This window comes from Teichococcus deserti (genome assembly GCF_001982615.1).
Classification (GTDB): Bacteria; Pseudomonadota; Alphaproteobacteria; order Acetobacterales; family Acetobacteraceae; genus Pseudoroseomonas; species Pseudoroseomonas deserti.
This window is the reverse complement of record NZ_MLCO01000141.1, coordinates 19,820-40,752: the sequence shown is the minus strand read 5'-3', so window position 1 is coordinate 40,752 and position 20,933 is coordinate 19,820. Positions and strand designations below refer to the sequence as shown.

Genomic DNA, 20,933 nt, shown 5'->3' with positions numbered 1-20,933 from the left:
CGCTGGACTACTCCTGGGTCTGCAGGGGCCGCCCGTCGCAGCCGGCGGATGCCAGGCCGAGATGGCGCAGGATGGTGGGGGCGAGGTCGATGGCCGAGCTGGGGTCGAGGCTTTCGCCCCCCGGCGCGAAGCCCGCGCCCTCGATCATCAGGAAAGGTTTCTGTTCGTACTCGTTCAGCCCGCCATGCTGGCCGCAGCCGAGGCGGTCGGGCTTGCCGGCAGCAGGGCGCACCGCGGCGGCGCGGCCGGGGATGCCGAATTCATTGGCGCCGTCGTCGCCGCGCATCGAGACGGCGCAGAGCAGCGCATCCACCGGGGCCTGGCCGATGCGGGCCAGGTCGTCGCCGGCGATGACCTCGCCGGCCCAGGGCTGCGCGCGCAGGAAGGCTAGGATAGCCTCGCCGCGATGCGCCTGGTCGGGATGCAGGTAGATCAGCGCGGCGGTGCCGTTGGCGGCGACGGCGGTGTCGGCGCCCCAGCCCTGGGCGGCCAGCGCCGCGTCGATATCGACCACTTCGGTCACCGTCTGGTGGCCGTGGTCGGAGCAGGCGATCAGAAGAATGTCCTCGCCGGCGGCGCGGCGGGTGGCGACCGCGTCTCGCACCCGAGCGAAGCAGGCATCGGCCCCGGCGAAGGCGGCGAGGCAGCCGGGGAGCCGAGCGGCGCCTCGTGCTGCGCATGGTCGGGCTCGCCGAGCCAGAGCAGCGACAGCGCCGCGTCGCCGCTCACCGCCTGGTCGAGGAAGCGGGTGGTCAGCCGGGCGTCGCCGGCGGAATCCAGGGTGATGTCGGCCACCGCCTCCGCACCCTGCAGCTGCCGCAGGCCGGGGGCATGCGACCAGGCGCGATGGAACACCCAGCCATGGCCGTCCGGGTCATGCGCGCGGGCGGCGCCGGGCGAAACATTGCTGAAGATCATCGCCTGGCGGCCGATGCGGGCCAGCCGCTCGGCCAAGGTTGGCACGGCGAGCGTCCGGCCGCGCTGCAGCCGCCAATGGTCCATGAAGCCGGGCTTGCCGACGTCATGCACCACCAGCCGGCCCTGCTCCATCAGCGCCACCGAATTGCCCTGCAGCCCGTGCCGCGCCGGGTAGCAGCCGGTGGCGAAGCTGGCGGAGACGCAGCGCGTCGCCGAGGGGAAGACCGAGCGATGCGCCGAGAAACGCCGCGCCGCGTTGGCAAAGCTGGTCAGCGCCGGGGTGGCCGCGGTCGAGATCAGGTCGCGGCGCAGCCCGTCCAGGACGACGACGACGGCGCGGGTCACGCCGCCACCCCGTTCAGCGCGGCGTCGAAGATATCGTAGTTGCGCAAGGCGCCGCGCGCCGCCAGCCATGCCGGATCGAGCGGCGCCGAGAGCAGGAAGGGCACCGTCTGCTCGGCCAACCCGCCATGTGAGCGCAGCCGCTCGCCGGCCAGCTGCGCCAGGTCGTGATCGGCCGCCCGGCTGCCCAGCGCCACGCCGCGGCGGGCGATGACGGTGACGTCGCCTTCCATATGCGGCGCCATGCCGTGCTTCCGGCAGGCCTCGGCGCCGGGCAGGATTTCTTCCAATCGCGCGTCTTCGCGCAGCGTGGCGATGATGTCCTCCACCGAAGGGCCACCGGCGGAAACATGGACGCGGACCAGCCCGCCCAGCGCGCCGTGATGCTTCACGAAGGGGTCGGTGATCGGGCAGATCACCCGGGTGACGCCCTCGCCGAAGCGGGCGTCGAGCAGGTCGCCGACGAAGACCACCTCGGGCGAGCCGTCGGCGCGGGCCATGTCGGTCATGCCGTGGTCGGCGGTGGCGGCGACCAGCCAGCCGGCTTCGTGCAGCGCGCCCAGCCGGGCATCGACCGCGCGCAGGAAGGCGCGGGCCTCGGGGCTGTCCGGGGCGTGGCGGTGCTGCACGTAGTCCGACAGCGACAGGTAGAGCAGCCGCGCCTTGCCCAGCCGCGCCAGTTCCAACCCGGCGTCGAGCACGAACAGGGAGAGCTCGGCGGAATACTGGTCCGGCTCCGGCTGGCCGAGCAGCGCCGCCATGTCGCCGATGCCATGCGTCGCCTCGCGCGCCGAGGCGGCCTGCTGCGCCGACAGCGCGATGCCATGGGCGCCGATCGGCATGCCCTTGGCGAGCGCCGCGCGCAGCTTGTCCTTGGCGGTGACCATGCCGGTGGCGATGCCGGCCCCGGCCATGGCGGCCAGGATGGTCGGCGCCCGCATCTCGGCATCGCCGGTGACCATCACCGTCTCGCCGGTGGCGCGGTCCAGGTAGAAATTGCCGGAGACGCCATGCACCGCCGGCGGCACGCCGGTGACCAGCGAGGCGTTGTTCGGGTTGGTGAAGGTCGGCATCGCCGCCAGCGCCTGGCCGCTGAAGCCCTGCGCCAGGCAATGGGCGAAGAAGGGCAGCTCGCCGGCGGCCAGGCCCACGGCCAGGTATTCCGGGTCGCAGCCGTCAAGGCAGGCCACCGCCACCGGGCGCTGCGGCAGGCGGTAATTCCGGCCATTGACCGTGACGCCGCGGATCGTGTCGATGCTGTCCATGCCGCCGTCTTCCTCGCTGTCCTGGCGCAGGCTTTACGGGCTATTCCGAAGGGCGGCGAACGACTAAACGGCAGGCTCAGGGCGAGGGAATTTACCGGTGTCCCCAATCTGCAATGCTACCGTCACGGCGCTTTCAAGATGAGCGGGACGGGCCGCCATCGCATGCCGCCGCTGCGCATGATCGGCGCCTTCGAGGCCGTGGCGCGGCTCGGCTCCCGCGCCGAGGCGGCGGCCGAGCTGAACGTCACGCTGGGCGCGGTGACCAAGCAATTGCGCGCGCTGGAGCAGTGGCTGGGGGTGGAGCTGTTCACCGGCGACCTGCGCAACGGCAGCACCATGACGCTGGAGGGGCGGCGCCTGGCCATGGCGGTGACCGCCGGCTTCGACACCATCAAGAGCGGCGTCGGCGAGCTGACCCTGGCCGATGCGGCGCCGGTCGAGCTGCGCATCCTGGCGCCGGCCAGCCTGTCGGTGAACTGGCTGATGCCATGTCTGCCGCGGCTGGAGCAGGAGGCGCCCTGGCTGCGCATCCGCGTCCATGCCACCCATACCGGCGAGGACTGGGCGCCGCTGCCGCATGACGCCGCCATCCGCCGCGACGGCTTCGCCCCCGAGGGCTGGTCGCGGGAGGTGCTGTTCCAGGAAAGGCTGGGCGCCTTCGCAGCCCCCGGGCTGGTGACAGAGGGGGCGGACTTGGCCACCCTGCCGCTGGTCGAGGCGCGCACCCGCGCCGGCGAGCTGGACCGCTGGCTGGCCCAGGCCGGCGTCGCCCAGGTGGCGCTGCCGCGGCAGCGCTTTTCGCATTTCTACACGGCTTACGAGGCGGCGATCGCCGGGCAGGGCGTCATCGTGGCGCCGACCATCCTGGCCGAGGCCGACCGTGCCGCCGGCCGGCTGGTGCCCTGCCTGCCGGCGGTGCAGGTGGCCGGCGCCCAGCATGCGCTGCTGGTGCCGGTCAGCAGCGCCGCGGCCGAGGCGGTCGCCACCTTCGCCGCCTTCCTGCGCCGCCGCATCGCCGAGACCGAGGTCTCGGCGGGAAGCTTCTTTTGACCTAGCGGATGCGGCCCTGCGGCTCGTCGTTCTCGAAGGCGCCGAGGCTCATGGTCGGCAGGTCGAAATAGTCGCGGGTCGAGGCATAGCCATGCCCGCCCATGCGCCCCACCGCGTCGATCAGCTTCGGGTCGATATGCAGCTGGGCGTTCACCGCATCGGCGCGGATATGCGCATGCACCACCTCGCCCAAAATGATCTCGCGCGAGCTGCCGATGTCGAGGAAGGAATGCAGCCGGCATTCCAGCGCCGCCGGGGCGAGGGCGATGCGCGGGGCGCTGATCGCGGTGCCGGCGATGATGGCCAGGCCCGCGCGCTCCAGCTCGTCCACCTCGGGGCCGAAGGGCACGGCGCAGATGTTCATCGCCTCCACCAGCGCGTCGGAAACGATGTTGACGGTAAAGCAGCCGGTGGCGCGGATGTTGCGGCCGGTGTCCTTCGGCGCGCCGTCGGCCTTGACCTCGACGCCCAGCGCCACGATCGCCGGATCGGCCGAGAGGCAGTTAAAGAAGCTGAAGGGCGCGGCATTGGCGCGGCCCTCCGGGCTCGCCGTGGTGACCAGCGCGATCGGCCGCGGCACCACCGTGCCGATCAGGATCTTGTAGCGCTCGCGCGGGGTGAGCTGGGCGAAGTCGAAGCTGGCAACGTCGGTCATGCGGATCGGGCCTTTGCGCGGCGCGGCGGGGAAGGGGAGGTGGTGCCGGCATAGCGGGCCAGGACCTCGCGCATGTCGCCGGGCCGTTGGGGCAGCAGCGCGCGGCCCATCACCGCATCCAGGTGGTGCTCCATCAGGGCGCGGCAGGCGCTCGCGTCGCCGTCGCGCAGCGCCGCGATCAGCGCCCGATGCTCTTCCACCGCGCAATCGGCCGAATGCGGCCGGCCATACAGCGAGAGAATCAGCGAGCAGCGCGAGGCGAGCTCGGCGACATAGCGCTGCAGCAGGGCATTCCCGGTCAGCTCGGCCAGCAGCAGATGGAACTCGCCGGCCAGCCGGATCGAGGTGGCGTCGCCCATCGGCTGGGCGGCGGCCTCGGCGTCGACATGCGCCTGCAGCCGGGCCTCCTGCGCTGCGTCCAGCCGGCCGCAGAGCGCGTCGACCGCCAGCAGCTCCATGGCGCGGCGGATGGCGAAGACGTCGCGCGCCTCGGCCAGGCTGGGCGAGGCGACGCTGGCGCCGCGGTTGTGCCGCAGCTCGACCAGGCCTTCGCCGGCCAGCCGCCCCAGCGCCTCCCGCACCAAGGTGCGGCTGACGCCGAACTGGCTGGCGATCAGGTCCTCCGGCAGCTTGGCGCCGGGGGCCAGCGCCTGCTCCAGGATCGCCTGGCGCAGCGCCTGGTGGATCGTGCCGGCGCGGGAGTTTTTGGGTGTGTCTTCGGTCATCCGGGGGCAGGCTGGGGGGCGAGAGGGCGCGGACCATGGCGGCAGGGCAGCGCCCAGGCAAGATCGCCCATTGCCGCCACCGCGGATTGCATACAAGATCGCGGCTGATTGTTGAACATTTTTCGCGACGGAGCCCGGCCATGTCCCCTGCATCCTCCCAGGACCTGCTGCTGAAGACCGTCCGCCCGATGGGCGTGGCCAGCACCGACGTGCTGATCCGGGGCGGCCGCATTGCGCGCATCGCCCCCGACCAGACGGCGCCCGAGGGCGTCCATGTCGAGGATGGCTGGGACGCGCTGCTGCTGCCGGGGCTGGTCGAGGCGCATACCCATCTGGACAAGACGCTCTGGGGCATGCGCTGGGTGCCGAACAGCGCCGGGCCCCGGCTGATCGACAAGATCGACAACGAGCGGCAGAACCGCCAGGCGCTGGGCATCGACCCGGCGCGGCAATCGGCCCGCCAGCTGGTGCAGTCGCTGGCCAAGGGCTCGACCCATATCCGCACCCATGTCGATGTCGACACCGTCGTGGGCCTGGCCGGCATCGAGGGGCTGCTGGCCACCCGCGAGTGCTACCGCGACGCCATGGATGTCGAGATCGTCGCCTTCCCGCAATCCGGCCTGCTGGTGCGTCCCGGCACGCTGGAGCTGATGGCGGAGGCGATGAAGCTGGGCAGCGACGTGGTCGGCGGCCTCGACCCCTGCGGCATCGACCGCGATCCGAAGGGGCATCTGGACGCCGTCTTCGAGCTCGCCCAGCGCTTCGGCAAGCCGGTCGACATCCATCTGCACGAGGCGGCGCTGCTGGGCGCCTTCAGCATGGAGCTGATCTTCGAGCGCACCCGCGCGCTGGGCATGCAGGGCCAGGTGACCATCAGCCACGCCTTCTGCCTGGGCGACCCCGACACCGCCATGGTCGACGGGCTCTTGGAAGAAATCGCGGCGCTGGACATCGCCATCATGTCGACCGGCTCGGCCAGCCGGCCGGTGCCGCCGGTGGCCAAGCTGACGGCGCGCGGCATCCGCATCTGCGCCGGCAATGACGGCATCCGCGACAGCTGGGGCCCCTATGGCAATGGCGACATGCTGGAGCGCGCCATGCTGCTCGGCCTGCGCAACAACTTCCGGACCGACCCGGAGGTGGAGCTGGCGCTGGCCGTCTGCACCACGGGCGGCGCCGACACCCTGCGCCTGAAGGATTACGGCGTCGCCGAAGGCTGCCAGGCCGATCTGCTGCTGGTCGATGGCGAGACCCTGGCGGAAGCCGTGGTCAACCGCCCCGAGCGCCGCCTGGTGGTCAAGCGCGGCCGCATCGTCGCCCGCGCCGGCCGGGCCCTGGTCGACGCCCCATGAGCGCCGGCCCGCGCACCCTGCTGACCGCCCGCTGGGTGCTGGGCCACGACGCCGGCCGCCACCAGCTGCTGCGCGACGGCGAGCTGGTGGTGGAAGGCGACCGCGTCATCTTCGCCGGCCGCCATTTCCCGGGCGAGGTGCAGTCGCGCTTCGATGCCGGGGAGGCGCTGATCGCGCCGGGCTTCATCGACCTGGATGCGCTGGCCGACCTGGACACCACCATCCTGGCGCTGGACAACCAGCCGGGCTGGCGCAAGGGAAGGGTCTGGCCGCAGAGCTACCAGGATGCCGGCCCGGTCGAGATGTATTCGGCTGCCGAGCTGGCCTTCCAGAAGAAGCACGCCTTCGCGCAATTGATCCGCAACGGCGTCACCTCCGCCCTGCCGATCTCGTCGTTGTTCTATCGGGAATGGGGCGAGACCGTCGAAGAATTCGAGGCGGCGGCCGATGCGGCGATGTCGCTGGGGTTGCGCGTCTGGCTGGGTCCCGCCTATCGCGCCGGCCACCTGCTGGTCGACGATGCCGGCGCCATCAGCGAGTTCTTCGACGAGGCGCGCGGCCTGGCCGAGCTGGAAAACGCCATCCGTTTCTGCCGCGACCATGCGGGGCGCGGCGGCGAGCTGGTCTCGGCCATGCTGGCCCCCGACCGGATCGAGACCTGCACGCCGGCGCTGCTGCGCCGCACCGCCGATGCGGGCCGGGAGCTCGGCGTGCCGGTGCGATTGCATTGCTGCCAGAGCCTGCTGGAATACCAGACCGTGCTGCGGCTGCGCGGCATGACGCCGCCGGAATGGCTCGACAGCCTCGGCTTCCTGCGCCCCGGCGTGCTGCTGCCGCATGGCGTCTGGACCAATGAAAGCCCGGCCATCGCGCGGCCCGGCCGCGACCTGGAGATCATCGCCGCCTCGGGCGCCAGCATCGTGCATTGCCCGCTGGTGATGGCGCGCGGCGGCACCATGCTGCGGTCGTTTCCGAAGCTGCGGGGGATGGGCATCAATATCGGGCTCGGCACCGACACCGCGCCGCCCGACTTCTTTCTCAACATGCAGCTCGGGCTGATGCTGGCGCGCATCGCCGAGGGCTCGCCGACCGCCTGCCGGTCGGAGGACATGCTGGACGCCGCCACGCTCGGCGGCGCCACGGCGCTGGGGCGGGGCGATCTCGGCCGGCTGCAGCCGGGGGCCAAGGCCGATCTGATCGTGGTCGAGCTCGGCCGGCCGCAGCATGGCCAGGTGATCGACCCGATCCAGACGCTGATGGTGGCAGGCCAAGGCCGCGACGTGCGCGACGTGATGATCGACGGCGCCTGGGTGATGCGCGACCGGGTCATCCCCGGCGTCGACGAGATCGCCGACGCCGCCCGCGCCCAGGCCCAGTTCGACCGGCTGGTGGCCCGTTATCCGCAGCGCACCCTCGGCCACCCGCCGGTGGCCGAGATCTTTTCCAGCAGCTATCCGCGGGCCTAGGGTGACTTTGCTTCGGAAGAACGAAGCCAAGTCACCCTAGCCGTTTGTTTGATCGCGTGATTCAGGCTTTTCGGTGATTCCACCTCAAGCCATCACGCTCTAGTAGACGAGAAAGCCTTTGATCGCGTCGAACAGCGCCTCGGGCTCGTCGGCGCGGATCGAGTGGCTGCTGCGCTCGAAGATGCGCAGGTCGGAACCCGGGATCAGCCGGTGGATCTCTTCCGAGAATTCCGGCGGGCAGATCCAGTCATGCCGCCCCGCCAGCACCAGAGTCTTCGCCGTGATGTTCTTCAGCTCCTCGCGGATGTCGTAGTCGCGCAGAAAGCCGTCGGGGCGGAAGGCGCGGTTGAGCGCGGCGGGCTCGTGCAGGGTGCGGGCACGGGCATCGGCGCCGGCGGCCGGGTCCTGCCCCTTCACCGAATAGAGCGGGCCCATCACGGCATAGTAGTGCTTCAGCTTCTCGACCGTATCCAGCGTGCCGTCCCACAGCATGCCGCAGACCCGCTGCTGCTCGGGCGTGCCGCGCTCGGCGATGATCTTCTGGGCCGCCTGCTGGAAGCCGCCATGCGCCGCGGTGACGATGGCGACCAGGTGCGAGACGCTGGCGGGATAGCGCGCCGCATGCGCCATGGAGACCATGCCGCCATAGCTGGTGCCGATGGAGACGAATTTTTCCACGCCGAGATAGTCCCGCAGCGCCTCCAGGTCCTCGACATTCTCGTCCAGCGTGTAGCCTTCCGGATCGCCCTTCTGCGAGCGCCCCTGGCCGCGATGGTCGACATAGACCAGCTGCATCCGCTCCGCGAGCGCCGAGAAGGAGGGCTTGAAGCCGCTATGGTCGCCGCCCGGACCCCCGTGCAGAATGAAGGCCACCGGCCGCTGGCGCATGGTCGGGCCGTCCGGCACCAGCCCGGCGCCCTCGATGTCGAAATAGATCTTCGTGCCGCGGATGCTGGCGAACATGGCAGGCCTCTCGCTGATCGAGGCGCGATCCTGGCCTGTACCCCTGGCCTCGGCAAGGCGGCTGCGGCAAGCTGGCGGCCTGGCTGGGCTGAGGGAGCGCGCGATGGCACCGACGGAACTTCCAGGCGACCCGCGCCCCGATCCCTGGTCGCGGCTGCGCCAGGCGACGCCGGCCCGCATCGGCTTGGGCCGCGCCGGCGACGCGCCGCCGCTGCAGGCGGTGCTCGACTTCCAGCTGGCCCATGCCAGGGCGCGGGATGCGGTGCACACGCCGCTCGACATCCCGGGCATCCTGGCGGGCCTCGGCGACACGCCGCACCACATCGTCCACAGCCGGGCGGTCGAGCGCGGCCTCTATCTGCGCCGCCCCGATCTCGGCCGGGTGCTGGCCGAGGACAGCCGCGCCGCGCTGCCGGCGGGGCAATGGGATGCGGTCTTCATCATCGCCGACGGGCTGTCGGCCACCGCCGTGCAGCGCCATGCCGTGCCGCTGTGGGAGGCGACGGTCGCGAAGCTGACGGGCTGGAAGCTGGCGCCGGTGGTGGTGGCGACGGGGGCGCGGGTCGCGCTCAGCGACGAGATCGGCGCGGCGCTGGGGGCCGGGCTCGCGGTGATGCTGATCGGCGAGCGGCCGGGGCTGTCGGTGGCCGACTCCTTAGGCGTCTACCTGACCTGGGCGCCGAAGCCGGGGCTCAAGGATTCGGCGCGCAACTGCATCTCGAACATCCACCTGTCGGGCGGGCTGTCCTATGCGGCGGCTTCTGCCAAATTGGCCTGGCTGATGACCGAGGCGCGGCACCGCCGCCTGACCGGCGTCGCCCTGAAGGACGAGCAGCCGGCGGCGCTGCCGCGACCCTGATCAGGTCAGACGGCGGCCAGCGCCGGCTGCGCGGCGAAGATGGCGCTGTCGTCGTTGAAGCCCTTGAACTCCAGCGCATTGCCGGAGGGGTCGAAGACGAAGAGCGTCGCCTGCTCGCCCGGCTGGCCCTCGAAGCGGACCTTGGGCTTCAGGCACCAGACGGTCGAGGGCTCGGCCTCGAGGCGGGCGGCCAGTTCGCGCCAGGCCGGCATGTCCAGCACCACGCCGAAATGCGGGATCGGCACGGCATCGCCGTCGACGCCGCCGCGGGCGGGCGCGCGCGGCGCGTCGGGCAGCAGATGCGCCGACATCTGGTGGCCATAGAGGTCGAAGTCGATCCACTTGCCCGGGCTCTCGCGGCCGATCGCGCAGCCCATGACCTCGGCATAGAAGTGGCGGGTGGCCTCCAGGTCGGAGACGGGGAAGGCCAGGTGGAAGGGACGCATTGAGCAGAATTCCTAAGGCGGGCCGAGGCAGTTCGGACGGGCGGCTGACTAGCCGCTCGGCGCGCCGAAGGAAAGTTCGGGCTCAGCCCGGGGCCTTGTCCGGCAGCGGGAAAAGGGTGGCGAGCTTTTCCGCCAGCGCCCGGTCGCCGGCGAGGCGCACCTCGCCGGTGGCCTCAAGCGCCGCCCAGGGCTGGCCGCCATAGATCGCCGCGGCCAGCAGGCGGGGGGGGCCTTCCAGGACCAGGTCGGCGCCGTCGATGGCGGCGCGGCGGGTGGCGATCGCCCCGTCGGCGATGGTGACCAGGAAGTCCTCATGCGCCAGGCGGAAGCCGATCCGGGCCTGCAGCCCCTCGGCCCGCGCCGGATCGAACATCGCGCCCAGCGACAGCATCAGCGAGGCGGCGCTGAAGGCCAGCGTCGGGTCGTGCGACGGCGAGCGCGCCGCCCAGCGGCCCAGCGCCTGGAAGATCGGCTCGCTCTGCAGGCCCCATTCGGTCAGCGCATAGAGCTGCGCCGAAACGGGGGGCGGCATGCGCAGCCGATGCAGGATGCCGGCGGCCTCCAGCCCCTCCAGCCGCTGGGTCAGCACGGTGGCGCTCAGCCCGGGCAGCCCGGCGCGGAGCTCGGAAAAGCGCTTCGGGCCGAAGAACAGCTCGCGCATCACCAGCAGCGACCAGCGCTCGCCCAGCAGCTCCATGGCATGGGCGGTGGCGCAGGCATCGCCGTACCAGCGGCTGCGCGGCCTCGCGGAAGCGTCAGTAAGTTTTTCTGACTTCATAGTTGCAAAGACTAACCGAGGCAGGCAGCCTGCGTCCAGGCACAGCGAAGGGAGCGCGCCATGGCCAGGCTGATTTTCGTGAACCTGCCGGTGACCGATCTGGCGAAGTCCATTTCTTTCTATGAGGCGGTCGGCGCGGTGAAGAACCCGCAATTCAGCGACGACACCGCCGCCTGCATGGTCTTTTCCGAGACCATCCACGCCATGCTGCTGACCCACGACAAGTTCCGCCAGTTCACCACGAAGCCGATCGTCGACGCCAAATCCTCGGCCGAGGTGCTGCTCTGCCTCTCCGCCGACAGCCGCGCCGAGGTCGATGCCCAGGTCGAGAAGGCGGTCGCCGCCGGGGGGAGCCCCGACCCGACCCCGGTGCAGGATTACGGCTTCATGTTCGGCCGCAGCTACGAAGACCCGGACGGCCACATTTGGGAAATCATGTGGATGGACCTGGAGGCCGCCAAGGCCGCCATGGCGCAAGGCAATGGCTGAGGCGCCGCAGGGGCTGGTCACCTGCCTCTGGTTCGACGGCCGGGCGGAGGCGGCGGCCCGCTTCTATGTCGAGGCCTTCCACCGCCTCGGCCGGCCGGCGGCGCTGGGGCCGATCGTCCTCTGCGGCCCCAACCTGCCGGCCGGCGAGGAGGGCAGCGTGCTGACCGCCGGCTTCACCCTGGAGGGGCAGTCCTTCCTGGGGCTGAATGGCGGGCCCTTCTACACCTTGTCGCCGGCGGCCTCGCTGATCTTCTACGCGGCCGACCAGGCGGCGCTGGACCAGGCCTGGGCGCTGCTGGGCGAGGGCGGCAGCCCGACCCGCTGCGGCTGGCTGGTCGACCGCTTCGGCCTGTCCTGGCAGGTGATGCCGGCGGCGCTGCCCGGCTGGCTGACCGAGGGCAGCCCGGCCCAGCGCGAGCGGGTGATCGCAGCCCTGATGCCCATGGTGAAGCTGGAGATCGCGGTGCTGGAGGCGGCCTTCCGCGGGTGAGCCGCCCCCCGCTAAGCCTCTCTACACCCATCTGCGCTCTACTCGGTCCTGGTGCTTGGACGAGGACCGATGCGACGCGGGTGCCGGAGCGGCTGGGCTGGCGGGACGCGACCAGGGGCGGGGCGGTGGGCCTGACGTGCCGCCCGGCCCTGCGCCTGCGCGCGCGCCTCCGCTTCTGGCGCCGCCGGCATGCCTTGCGGCGGCGGGAGGCGCGGCCGGGCAAGGGCCTGACCTCGGGGGGCCTGACCTCCGGCGCCGCGCTGCTGGCGCTGTTCGGCTGCGCCGCGCTGATCGGGCTGGAAGGCTGGCACATCTGGTCCGACCGCCGCGTCAAGCTGCGCGCCGTCGAGATCAGTGCCACCAACCTGGCCCGCTCGCTGATGCAGCACACCCAGGACAGCTTCGAGCTGACCGACATCGTGCTGCTCGACCTGGCCGAGCGGCTGGCCAATGACGGCACCGGCGCCGCGGCGCGCGAGCGGCTGCACCAGCTGCTGGCCAGCCACGCGCTGGGCCTCGCCTCGGGCGCCCACTTCTATGTCTACGACACCGACGGGCATTGGCTGGCCAGCTCGCTGCCCGACCTGTCGCGCGACCACAGCGTCGCCGAGCGCGCGTATTTCCGCCACCACCAGACGGATCCCAGCCGCGAGCGCTTCATCGGCCCGCCGGTCTTCAGCCATTGGCGGCAGCGCTGGGTGGTGACGCTGACGCGGCGGCTGCAGGCCCCCGACGGCAGCTTCGCCGGTGTCATCCTGGCCTCGATCGACGCCGAGGCGCTGGCGGAGAATTTTGCCCGCTTCGAGCTCGGCGCCGGCAGCGCCATCGGCCTGCTGCGCACCGACGGCACCATGCTGGCGCGCCATCCTTTCGTGCCGCGGCTGATCGGTCAGAGCTTCGCCCATGCCGAGCTGTTCCGCCACCGCCTGCCGCAGGCTGACCATGGCGCCTTCGAGCAGTTCTCGCCGGTCGACCATGTCGCCCGCGTCACCGCCTTCCAGCGCGGCGACCGGCTGCCGCTGGTGATGACCGTCTCAGTCGGGCGCGAGGCGGCGCTGGAGGCCTGGAAGCGCGAGGCGATCTGGCGGCTGGGCGTCGCCGGCCTGCTCTCGACCCTGCTGGCGCTGCTCGGGCTGCGGCTGGTCGGCCAGGCCGGGCAGCGCCAGGAGGCCGAGCGGCGCCTGGCCGAGCGCGAGGCCGATTTCCGCCTGCTGGCGGAGAATTCCTCCGACCTCGTCGCCCGCGTCGGCGCCGATGGCTGCTTCCGCTATGTCTCGCCGGCCTCGCGCCGGATGTTCGGCGCCGCGCCCGAGGACCTGCTCGGCCGCCCGGTGATCGAGCAGGTGCTGCCCGAGGACCGCGCCATGGTCGGCGCCGCGGTCGAACCGCTGCGGCTGGGCCTGGCCGAGGAGGCGCGGATCAGCCACCGGCTGCGCCATGGCGACGGCCAGGTCTGGATCGAGGTGGCGCTGCGCGCGACTCGCGACGCGGTGACCGGCGCCATGGGCGGCGCCATCGTCGTCATGCGCGACGTCACCGCCCGCAAGGCGGAGGAGCGGCAGCTGGAAGCGCTGGCCCGCACCGACGGGCTGACCGGCATCGCCAACCGCCGCAGCTTCGACGAGGCGCTGGCGCGCGAATGGCGCCGCTGCGCGCGCGAGGCCCTGCCGGTCTCGCTGCTGCTGCTCGATGTCGACCGCTTCAAGCTCTACAACGACCATTACGGCCATCAGCAGGGCGATGCGACGCTGCGCGCCGTGGCCCAGGCGCTGGCCATGCAGGCGCGCCGCCCGGGCGACCTGCCGGCGCGCTATGGCGGCGAGGAGATGGCGCTGCTGCTGGCCGGCAGCGAGCCCGCCGAGGCGCTGCTGCTGGCCGAGCGCGCCCGTGCCGCCATCCAGGCTTTGGCGATCGAGCATGACAAGAGCCCGCCGGCCGGCGTCGTCACCGTCTCGATCGGCGTCGCCACCGCCTGGCCGCAGCCGGAGGTCGAGGGCGCCGCGGCGACGGGGCCGGAGGCGCTGGTGGCGGCGGCCGACGGCGCGCTCTATGTCGCCAAGCGCCAGGGCCGCAACCGGGTCGAGACCACCGAGACCGTGCCCCCCGCGCCGCCGCCGCCGCCAGAGCTGCCGGACGAGGCGCAGCGCCTGGCTGTGCTGCGCGGCTACGAGGAGGCCGGGGTCGGGCCGGACGATGCCGACCTGGACCAGATCACCGCCTTGGCCGCGCGCTGCTTCGGCACGCCGACCGCCGTGGTGTCGCTGGTCGGGCGCGACCGGCAGGAATTCGTCTCCCGCGTCGGGCTGGAATGCGACGGCACGCCGCGCGCCGACAGCTTCTGCGCCCATACCATCGCCGGCGACGGCGGCACCTTCACCGTGACCAATGCCGCGGCCGACTGGCGCTTCGCCGGCAATCCGCTGGTCACCGGGGCGACGGGTCTGCGCTTCTACGCCGCCGCGCCGCTGATCAGCCCGCAGGGGGGGCAGCGGATGGGCGCGCTCTGCGTCATCGACAGCAAGCCGCGGCCGCCGCTGACCCCGGCGCAGGAACGGCTGCTGGCCGCCTTCGCCGCGCTGGTGGTCGACCATATGGAGAACCGGCGGAAGGTGGCACCGGTTTGATTTTCCCTCAGATCAAATTATCGGAGAATTTATTGATCTTTATTTCAAAATAACTCGGACCCTCGTCGAAGTCTGTCCAGATGATGAATAATAAATTGCCGTTTTATTGCTGTTCGGTCAGGAAAGACCCTGGCGGCCGCCGGGGGGCGCCGCATCCGGGGGGATCCATCCATGCCGCGCCTTGCTGTCGACCGTCTGTTCCGCCTGCATTGCGGCCTGATCCTGGCGGTGCTGGCCGGGCATCTGCTGTCGCGGCTGCTCTATGCCCGCGCCGGGCGCGAAAGCAGCCTGAGCAACGTGCTGAACATGCTGGAGGAAACCTCGATCCCCACCGTCGTCTCCACCGCCGGGCTGCTGGCGGCGGCGCTGGCGGCGCTGCTGATCGCGCTCTCCGCCCGGGCCTCGGGCGAGCGGCTGGCGCGCAGCTGGTTCTTCGTCGCCGCCTGCCTGGCCTTCATGGCGCTGGACGAGGGCGCCGCCCTCCATGACCGGCTGACCTTCCTGCTGCAGGGCCGCTTTGCCCTGGGCGGCGTCTTCTACCTGGGCTGGGTGCTGCCCTATCTGCTGCTGGCCGGGCTTTGCGCCGTGCTCTGCCTGCCGCTGGCCTGGCAGCTGCCGCGCCGCACCCTGGCGCGCATCCTGCTGGCCGGCGCCGTCTTCGCCGGGGCGGCGCTGGGGCTGGAGATGGTGGAATCCGCCGTGATCCATGCCGCTGCCGGCCCGGGCGTCGCGCTGCGCGACGTCGACCTGGCGGCGATCAACCGCACGCCGCTGATGACCGCGCTGGTCACCCTGGAGGAGCTGGGCGAGCTGCTCGGCATCGCCCTGCTGCTGCGCGCGCTGCTGCTGCACCTGGTGCAGGACCGCGGCATCACCGCCATCCGGCTGGAGACCGCGCAGCGCCCCGCCGCCCTGGCGGCGCGGCAGCCGGCCGGATAGCCGCCGCTATCCCTCCTCCCCATGGTGATTGTGGCCGCCTTCCGGCGCCACCACCAGCAGGCTGCCATGGCGGACGCCGCGCTCGCCGGTGACCGCCTCGGCGAAGCGGCGGATCTCGGCGCCCTGGCCTTTCAGCACGGCGACCTCCAGGCAGTTGTGGTGGTCCAGATGGACATGCAGCGTCGCCACCGACAGGTCGTGATGGTCGTGGAAGGCCTTGGTCAGCCGCTCCGGCAGGTCGCGCCGGTGATGGTCGTAGACATAGGCGATGGCGGCGGCGCAGGGGCCCTCGGGTGGGCGCTGGGCCTCGGCCTGGCGCAGCCCGGCGCGGATCAGATCGCGGATGGTCTCGGAGCGGTTGCCGCCGGGCGGGCCATGCGCATCGACCGCCTGCAGCAGGTCGTCGTCCAGGGTGATGGTGATGCGCTGCATGCGGCCCAATTCCACCGGTTGATATGACGTTTCTTCATAATTAGCATACCGGTTGGATCGAGGAACCCGCCGGATGCTGCGTCGCCGCCTGCTGCAAAGCCTGCCCGTCCTGGCAGCGCCCATCGCCGGGCCGGCGCGCGCGCAACAGGCCAGGAAGCGGCTGGTGTTTTCCTGGCCGAGCCATGCCGGGCCGCTGCATCCGCATCTCTATTCGCCGGACCAGATGTATGCGCAGTCGATGCTCTACGAGCCGCTGGTCCGCTATGTCGAGGGCGGCGGCCTGGCGCCCGCTTTGGCGACCACTTGGGAATTGGAGCCGGATGGCCGCAGCTGGCGCTTCGCCCTGCGGCCGGGGGTGCGTTTCTCCGACGGCACGCCCTTCGACGCCGCGGCGGTGGTGGCCAATGTCGAGGCGGTGCTGGCCAACCGCCCGCGCCATGCCTGGCTCGCCCTGGTCGAGCGGATCGAGGGCGCCGAGGCGATCGACCCGATGACCGTCCGGCTGCGGCTGAAGGGCGGCTACTACCCAACCCTGCTGGAGCTCGCCCTGCCGCGGCCGCTTCGCTTCGCCTCGCCGGCGGCGCTGCGCCCGGATGGCAGCCTGGCCGTGCCGGTCGGCACGGGCCCCTGGACGCTGGCCGAGACCATCCGCGGCCGGCACGACCTGTTCCGCCGCAACCCGGATTACTGGGGCGCCAGGCCGGCGCTGGAAGAAATCCTGGTGCGGGTGGTGGGCGACAGCAATGCGCGCGCCCTGGCGCTGGAAGCCGGCGAGATTGATTTGTCCTATGGCACCGACCAGCTGGATGGCGACACCTTCCGGCGCTTTGCCGCGGATCGGCGCTTCACCACCGCCATCTCGCCGCCGCTGGCGACGCGGCTGCTGGCGGTGAATTCCGCCCGGTTCCCGACCGAGGAGCTGGCGGTGCGCCAGGCCATCGCCCAGGGCATCGATCGGGCGGCGCTGGTCAAGCATGTGCTGCTCGACACCGAGCCGGCGGCCGAGACCCTTTTCGCCGAGAATTTTCCCTATACCGGCCTCGGCCTGCGCGCGCCCCGCTTCGACCGCGCCGCCGCCATCGCTCGGCTGGAGGCGGCGGGCTGGCGGCTTCCCCCTGGCGCCCGCATCCGGCAGCGCGACGGCAAGCCGCTGGCGCTCGATCTCTGCTTCACCGGCAGCGATGCGCTGCAGAAGGCGATCGCCGAGGCCATCCAGGGCGACCTCGCCCGCATCGGCATCGAAGGAAGGCTGATCGGCGAGGATGCCGGCACCTATCAGGGCCGCCAGCGGTCCGGCGAATTCGGCATGATCTTCGGCGATACCTGGGGCGCACCCTATGACCCGCATGCCTTCATGGGCTCGATGCGGGCGCCGGCCCATGCCGACTACCAGGCGCAGCGCGGCCTGGCGATGAAGGCAGAGATCGACCGCCGCATCACCGGCGTGCTGGCCGGCAGCGACGAGGCCACGCGGGCGGAAGAATACCGCTGGCTGCTGACCACGCTGCATGAGCAGGCGGTGTATTTCCCGGTCTCCTTCCTGACCAACAAGATCGTCCACCGGCGGGAGCTCGGAACGGTGCCCTTCGGCGCGACACAGACAGACATCCCCTTCGAGCGGATCGGCCAGGGCTGACCGCGATGCTGCGTTTCGCCCTGCGGCGGCTGGCCAGCCTGCTGCCGCTGCTGCTGCTCGTCTCCTTCGGCTTCTTCGCCATGCTGCGGCTGGGGCGCGGCGACCCGGCGCTGGACTATCTGCGCCTGGCGCAGATCCCGCCGACGGACGCGGCCCTCGCCCTGGCCCGCGCCGAGCTCGGCCTCGATCGCTCGATCCTGGCGCAATACCTCGCCTGGCTGGCCGAGGCGTTGCGCGGCAACCTGGGAGAATCCTGGTTCACCCGCCGCCCGGTGCTGGAAGAAATCGCGCATTACCTGCCGGCGACCCTGCAGCTGGCGGGGACGGCGATGCTGGTGACCATTGCGGTGGGCGTGCCGCTCGGCCTCTGGGCGGCGCTGAACCGCGACCGCTGGCCGGACCACCTGACCCGGGCGATTTCCTTCCTGGGCGTCTCGCTGCCGAATTTCTGGCTGGGGTTTCTCTTCGTGCTGGTCTTCGCGGTGACGCTGGGCTGGCTGCCGGCGATCGGGCGGGACGGGCCGTCCAGCATCATCCTGCCGGCCCTGGCCACCGCCACCATGTCGGCCTGCGTCATGCTGCGGCTGGTGCGGGCTTCCGTCCTCGGCGTGCTGGGCGAGCCGCATCTGCGCTTCGCCCGCGCCCGCGGCCTGCCGCGCCGGACGCTGATCGGACGGCATGTCATGCTGAACGCGCTGCTGCCGCCGCTGACCGCCATCGGCCTGCATCTGGGCGAGCTGATGGGCGGCGCCATGGTGGTGGAAAGCGTCTTCGGTTGGCCCGGCCTCGGCCGCTATGCGCTCACCGCCATTGCCAACCGCGACTATCCGGTGCTGCAGGGCTTTGTCCTGGTGATGACCACGGTCTTCGTGCTGTGCAACCTGGTCATCGACATCGCCTATGCCTGGCTCGACCCGCGCATCCGGCTGGAGGGCGCGGCATGAAGCGCTTCGTCATCCCGGCCGCCGCGGGGCTGGTGGCCCTTCTGCTGCTGGCGGCGGCGCTCGCCCCCTGGATCGCGCCCTATGACCCGACCCTGACCGACCTGGCCAGCCGGCTGCAGCCGCCCTCGGCCGAGCATTGGCTGGGCACCGACCACCTGGGCCGCGACATGCTGTCCCGGCTTCTCTGGGGCGCGCGGGCGTCGTTTGGCGCCGTGGGCATGATCCTGGTCCTGGTGCTGGTCTTCGGCTGCGCCGTCGGCATGGTGGCGGGGCTGGCGGGGGGCGTGGTGGATGCGGTGCTGATGCGCATCTGCGACGCCTTCATGACCGTGCCGACCCTGGTGCTGGCGCTGTTCATGATCGGCGCCCTGGGCACCGGCATCGCCAATGTCGTCGTCGCCATCGCCCTGTCGCACTGGGCCTGGTACGCCCGGCTGGTGCGCGGCGTAACCCTGTCGCTGCGGTCGCGCGACCATGTCGCCGCCGCCCGCATCGCCGGGCTGTCGCGCCTGGCCATCGCGCGGCGCCACCTGCTGCCGGCGCTGGCAGGGCCGCTGGCGGTGCTGGCCAGCCTCGATCTCGGGCATTGGATGCTGCATGTCGCAGGGCTGTCCTTCCTGGGCCTCGGCCTGGCGCCGCCGGCGGCCGAATGGGGCATCATGATCAACGATGCCCGGCCCTTCTTCCGCTCGGCGCCCCTGCTGGTGCTGCTGCCGGGAGCGGCCATCCTGCTGACCGTGCTGGGCTGCAACCTGCTGGGCGACGCGCTGCGCGACCGGCTGGACCCCGGAATGCCGGACCACCTGCATTGAGCCCGCGCGCGCTGTCCCTCCTCGCCCTGCACCTGCATGACGGCGAGCATGCCCTGGTGCGCGACGTCAGCCTGACCATCCGGCGAGGAAAGGTGCTCGGCCTGGTCGGCACCAGCGGCGGCGGCAAGAGCCTGACGACGCTGGCCATCCTCGACCTGCTGCCGCCGGGGGTGAAGCGGGTCGCGGGGCTGGTGGCGCTGGACAGCCAGCCGGTCGAGCCCGCGACGCTGCGCGGCCGCATCGTCGGACTGGTGCAGCAGGCGCCGCGCGGCGGCTTCAACCCGCTGGTCAGCATCGGCCGCCACTTCCTCGAGACGCTCGCCTGCGACGGGCTGCGCGGCGCGCCGGCGTGGGAAAAGATGCAGGGCCTGCTCGCCGAGGTCGGCTTCGAGCGGCCCGCGGAGATTGCGTCGCTTTATCCGTCACAGCTCAGCGGCGGCATGCTGCAGCGGGTGATGCTGGCGCTGGCCCTGGCGCGCGACCCGCTCTTCCTGCTGGCTGACGAGCCGACCACCGACCTGGACCTGGTGGTGCAGGCGCGGCTGCTCGACCTGCTGGAGGCGCTGGTGCAGCGCCGCGGCATCGGGTTGTTGCTGGTCACCCACGACCTCTCCGTCATCGCTCGCCTGGCCGACACGGTGGCGGTGATGGACCAGGGCCGCATCGTCGAGCTGCAATCGGCCCACAACCTGTTCGAGGATCCGGCGCATCCCCGCGCCCAGGCTTTGGTCGCGGCGCATCGGGCGCTCTACGCATGATGCAGCTGCAGGACATCCACCACGGCTATCGCCAGGGCGGGATCTTTTCCCGAAGTCGCCGGCATCCGGTGCTGCAGGGGGCGAGGCTGACCATCGGCACTGGCGAATGCGTGGCGCTGCTCGGCCGCACCGGCTCGGGCAAGAGCACGCTGGGCCGGCTGGTGCTGGGGCTGGAGCGGCCCGATGCCGGCCGCATCCTGTTCGACGGCGCGCCCCTGACCGACTTCCGCGGCCGCATGGCGCCGGCGACCCGCCGCGCCATCCAGGCGGTGTTCCAGGACCCCCAGGCCGCCACCAGCCCGCGCTTCACCGGCTATGAGGTCGTGGCCGAGCCGCTGACCGTCCAGGGCGAGGCCAGCCGCGACCGCGTCGCCGAGCTTTTGGCCGAGGTCGACCTGCCGCCGGAACTGCTCGACCGCCCGGCGCATCGGATGAGCGGCGGGCAGCTGCAGCGCCTTTGCATCGCGCGCGCGCTCGCCACCCGGCCGCGGCTGGTGGTGCTGGACGAGGCGGTGAACAGCCTGGACCTGGAGACCCAGGCTCGCGTCATGGCTCTCCTGCGCCGCCTGCGCGCCCAGCATGGCATGGCTTTTCTGTTCGTTACCCACGACCTGCGGCTGCTGCGCGGCTTCGCCGACCGGTCCTACGTCATGCAGGACCGCCGCCCGGTCGAGGTGGCCGACCCCTTCGGCCCCGGCCCGCTGCCGCCGGTGCTGCAGGCGCTCCGCGACGCCATCCTGCCCGAGATGCCGCGCCCGCGCTTGCCGGCCGGCCGCGCGGTCGGCTAGACAACCAGCACCGGTTTCCGAAAGGAATCAAAAGGGAATCCGCCGGGGTCCGCCAGGGCCCCGAACCGGAACTGCCCCCGCAACTGTAGGCGGCGAGCCCCTCTCCGAAGACGCCACTGGGAGCGATCCCGGGAAGGTCGGGGACGGGCGATGACCCGCCAGTCAGGAGACCTGCCGGCATCGTGCAACGACCCATCCGGCG

Annotated in this window: 22 protein-coding genes and 1 riboswitch; of the genes, 13 read left to right on the top strand and 9 right to left on the bottom strand. The window is 71.7% G+C overall.

All coding sequences use genetic code 11. From position 1 onward, the window contains the following. Positions 1–7: 7 nt before the first annotated feature. The 3 genes from BKE38_RS32865 to phnA are packed head-to-tail and all read right to left on the bottom strand — an operon-like array spanning position 8 to position 2,525. Positions 8–604, bottom strand: a complete 597-nt coding sequence (locus BKE38_RS32865; RefSeq protein WP_207553577.1) for an alkaline phosphatase family protein — start codon at positions 602–604, stop codon at positions 8–10. Further along, positions 553–1,263 (bottom strand): alkaline phosphatase family protein, encoded by a 711-nt coding sequence (locus tag BKE38_RS32860; protein WP_207553576.1) that lies wholly within the window; start codon positions 1,261–1,263, stop codon positions 553–555. Before BKE38_RS32860 ends, BKE38_RS32865 begins: the two co-directional genes overlap by 52 nt. Then, on the bottom strand, positions 1,260–2,525 hold the full coding sequence (gene phnA, locus BKE38_RS15000; RefSeq protein ID WP_076958103.1) for a phosphonoacetate hydrolase: 1,266 nt from the start codon (positions 2,523–2,525) through the stop codon (positions 1,260–1,262). Before phnA ends, BKE38_RS32860 begins: the two co-directional genes overlap by 4 nt. Positions 2,526–2,663: 138 nt before the next feature. Between phnA and BKE38_RS14995 the strand changes: the two genes are divergently transcribed. Then, the gene (locus BKE38_RS14995; protein ID WP_083747564.1) at positions 2,664–3,575 is read left to right on the top strand and encodes a LysR substrate-binding domain-containing protein; all 912 of its coding nucleotides are present in this window, start codon (positions 2,664–2,666) and stop codon (positions 3,573–3,575) included. 1 nt (position 3,576) lies between these two features. On the opposite strand, the gene BKE38_RS14990 is transcribed toward BKE38_RS14995, so the two are convergent. Together BKE38_RS14990 and BKE38_RS14985 are read right to left on the bottom strand one after the other, a co-directional pair. Then, entirely contained in the window at positions 3,577–4,230 is a 654-nt protein-coding gene (locus BKE38_RS14990; protein WP_076958101.1) for a flavin reductase family protein, read from the bottom strand. Continuing rightward, entirely contained in the window at positions 4,227–4,955 is a 729-nt protein-coding gene (locus tag BKE38_RS14985; protein ID WP_076958100.1) for a GntR family transcriptional regulator, read from the bottom strand. The genes BKE38_RS14990 and BKE38_RS14985 overlap by 4 nt, the downstream gene beginning before the upstream one ends. 140 nt (positions 4,956–5,095) lie before the next feature. Here BKE38_RS14985 and BKE38_RS14980 point away from each other — a divergent pair, with 140 nt between their 5' ends. Together BKE38_RS14980 and BKE38_RS14975 are read left to right on the top strand one after the other, a co-directional pair. Then, positions 5,096–6,307 carry an amidohydrolase family protein gene (locus BKE38_RS14980; RefSeq protein ID WP_076958099.1) on the top strand — a complete coding sequence of 404 codons (1,212 nt, stop codon included), beginning with the start codon at positions 5,096–5,098 and terminating at the stop codon, positions 6,305–6,307. Continuing rightward, the gene (locus tag BKE38_RS14975; RefSeq protein ID WP_076958098.1) at positions 6,304–7,773 is read left to right on the top strand and encodes an amidohydrolase family protein; all 1,470 of its coding nucleotides are present in this window, start codon (positions 6,304–6,306) and stop codon (positions 7,771–7,773) included. Before BKE38_RS14980 ends, BKE38_RS14975 begins: the two co-directional genes overlap by 4 nt. A 99-nt stretch (positions 7,774–7,872) precedes the next feature. On the opposite strand, the gene BKE38_RS14970 is transcribed toward BKE38_RS14975, so the two are convergent. Next, positions 7,873–8,736, bottom strand: coding sequence for an alpha/beta fold hydrolase (locus tag BKE38_RS14970; protein WP_076958097.1), 864 nt, complete (start codon positions 8,734–8,736; stop codon positions 7,873–7,875). Positions 8,737–8,839: 103 nt separating this feature from the next. On the opposite strand from BKE38_RS14970, the gene eutC reads away from it, so the two are divergent. Then, positions 8,840–9,595, top strand: coding sequence for an ethanolamine ammonia-lyase subunit EutC (eutC, locus tag BKE38_RS14965; protein WP_076958096.1), 756 nt, complete (start codon positions 8,840–8,842; stop codon positions 9,593–9,595). Positions 9,596–9,600: 5 nt separating this feature from the next. Here eutC and BKE38_RS14960 read toward each other — a convergent pair whose 3' ends face one another. After that, the gene (locus BKE38_RS14960) at positions 9,601–10,041 is read right to left on the bottom strand and encodes a VOC family protein (RefSeq protein WP_076958095.1); all 441 of its coding nucleotides are present in this window, start codon (positions 10,039–10,041) and stop codon (positions 9,601–9,603) included. Between the two features lie 82 nt (positions 10,042–10,123). Beyond that, a complete protein-coding gene (locus tag BKE38_RS14955; protein ID WP_076958094.1) occupies positions 10,124–10,819 on the bottom strand; it encodes a winged helix-turn-helix transcriptional regulator in 696 nt (231 codons plus the stop codon). A gap of 60 nt (positions 10,820–10,879) precedes the next feature. On the opposite strand from BKE38_RS14955, the gene BKE38_RS14950 reads away from it, so the two are divergent. From BKE38_RS14950 to BKE38_RS14935, 4 genes are all read left to right on the top strand, one after another. Beyond that, positions 10,880–11,308 carry a VOC family protein gene (locus BKE38_RS14950; protein WP_076958093.1) on the top strand — a complete coding sequence of 143 codons (429 nt, stop codon included), beginning with the start codon at positions 10,880–10,882 and terminating at the stop codon, positions 11,306–11,308. Then, complete coding sequence (locus tag BKE38_RS14945) at positions 11,301–11,798, top strand: VOC family protein (protein ID WP_076958092.1); 498 nt, start codon at positions 11,301–11,303, stop codon at positions 11,796–11,798. The genes BKE38_RS14950 and BKE38_RS14945 overlap by 8 nt, the downstream gene beginning before the upstream one ends. Positions 11,799–11,923: 125 nt before the next feature. Beyond that, positions 11,924–14,422, top strand: coding sequence for a diguanylate cyclase (locus BKE38_RS14940; protein WP_076958091.1), 2,499 nt, complete (start codon positions 11,924–11,926; stop codon positions 14,420–14,422). Between the two features lie 171 nt (positions 14,423–14,593). After that, complete coding sequence (locus BKE38_RS14935) at positions 14,594–15,361, top strand: hypothetical protein (protein WP_076958090.1); 768 nt, start codon at positions 14,594–14,596, stop codon at positions 15,359–15,361. A gap of 6 nt (positions 15,362–15,367) precedes the next feature. Here BKE38_RS14935 and nikR read toward each other — a convergent pair whose 3' ends face one another. Beyond that, a complete protein-coding gene (nikR, locus tag BKE38_RS14930) occupies positions 15,368–15,793 on the bottom strand; it encodes a nickel-responsive transcriptional regulator NikR (RefSeq protein WP_076958089.1) in 426 nt (141 codons plus the stop codon). Positions 15,794–15,866: 73 nt separating this feature from the next. Between nikR and nikA the strand changes: the two genes are divergently transcribed. From nikA to BKE38_RS14905, 5 genes are all read left to right on the top strand, one after another. Further along, positions 15,867–17,429: a nickel ABC transporter substrate-binding protein gene (gene nikA, locus BKE38_RS14925; protein ID WP_076958088.1), complete on the top strand. Its 1,563-nt coding sequence runs from the start codon at positions 15,867–15,869 to the stop codon at positions 17,427–17,429. Between the two features lie 5 nt (positions 17,430–17,434). Then, positions 17,435–18,373, top strand: coding sequence for a nickel ABC transporter permease subunit NikB (gene nikB, locus BKE38_RS14920; protein ID WP_076958087.1), 939 nt, complete (start codon positions 17,435–17,437; stop codon positions 18,371–18,373). Further along, positions 18,370–19,185 (top strand): nickel ABC transporter permease subunit NikC, encoded by an 816-nt coding sequence (gene nikC, locus BKE38_RS14915; protein ID WP_076958086.1) that lies wholly within the window; start codon positions 18,370–18,372, stop codon positions 19,183–19,185. The genes nikB and nikC overlap by 4 nt, the downstream gene beginning before the upstream one ends. After that, the gene (locus BKE38_RS14910; protein WP_076958085.1) at positions 19,182–19,943 is read left to right on the top strand and encodes an ATP-binding cassette domain-containing protein; all 762 of its coding nucleotides are present in this window, start codon (positions 19,182–19,184) and stop codon (positions 19,941–19,943) included. The genes nikC and BKE38_RS14910 overlap by 4 nt, the downstream gene beginning before the upstream one ends. Further along, complete coding sequence (locus BKE38_RS14905; RefSeq protein WP_076958084.1) at positions 19,940–20,731, top strand: ABC transporter ATP-binding protein; 792 nt, start codon at positions 19,940–19,942, stop codon at positions 20,729–20,731. The genes BKE38_RS14910 and BKE38_RS14905 overlap by 4 nt, the downstream gene beginning before the upstream one ends. Beyond that, positions 20,726–20,924: riboswitch (cobalamin riboswitch) on the top strand. It overlaps the preceding gene by 6 nt. The last annotated feature ends 9 nt before the right edge of the window (positions 20,925–20,933 follow it).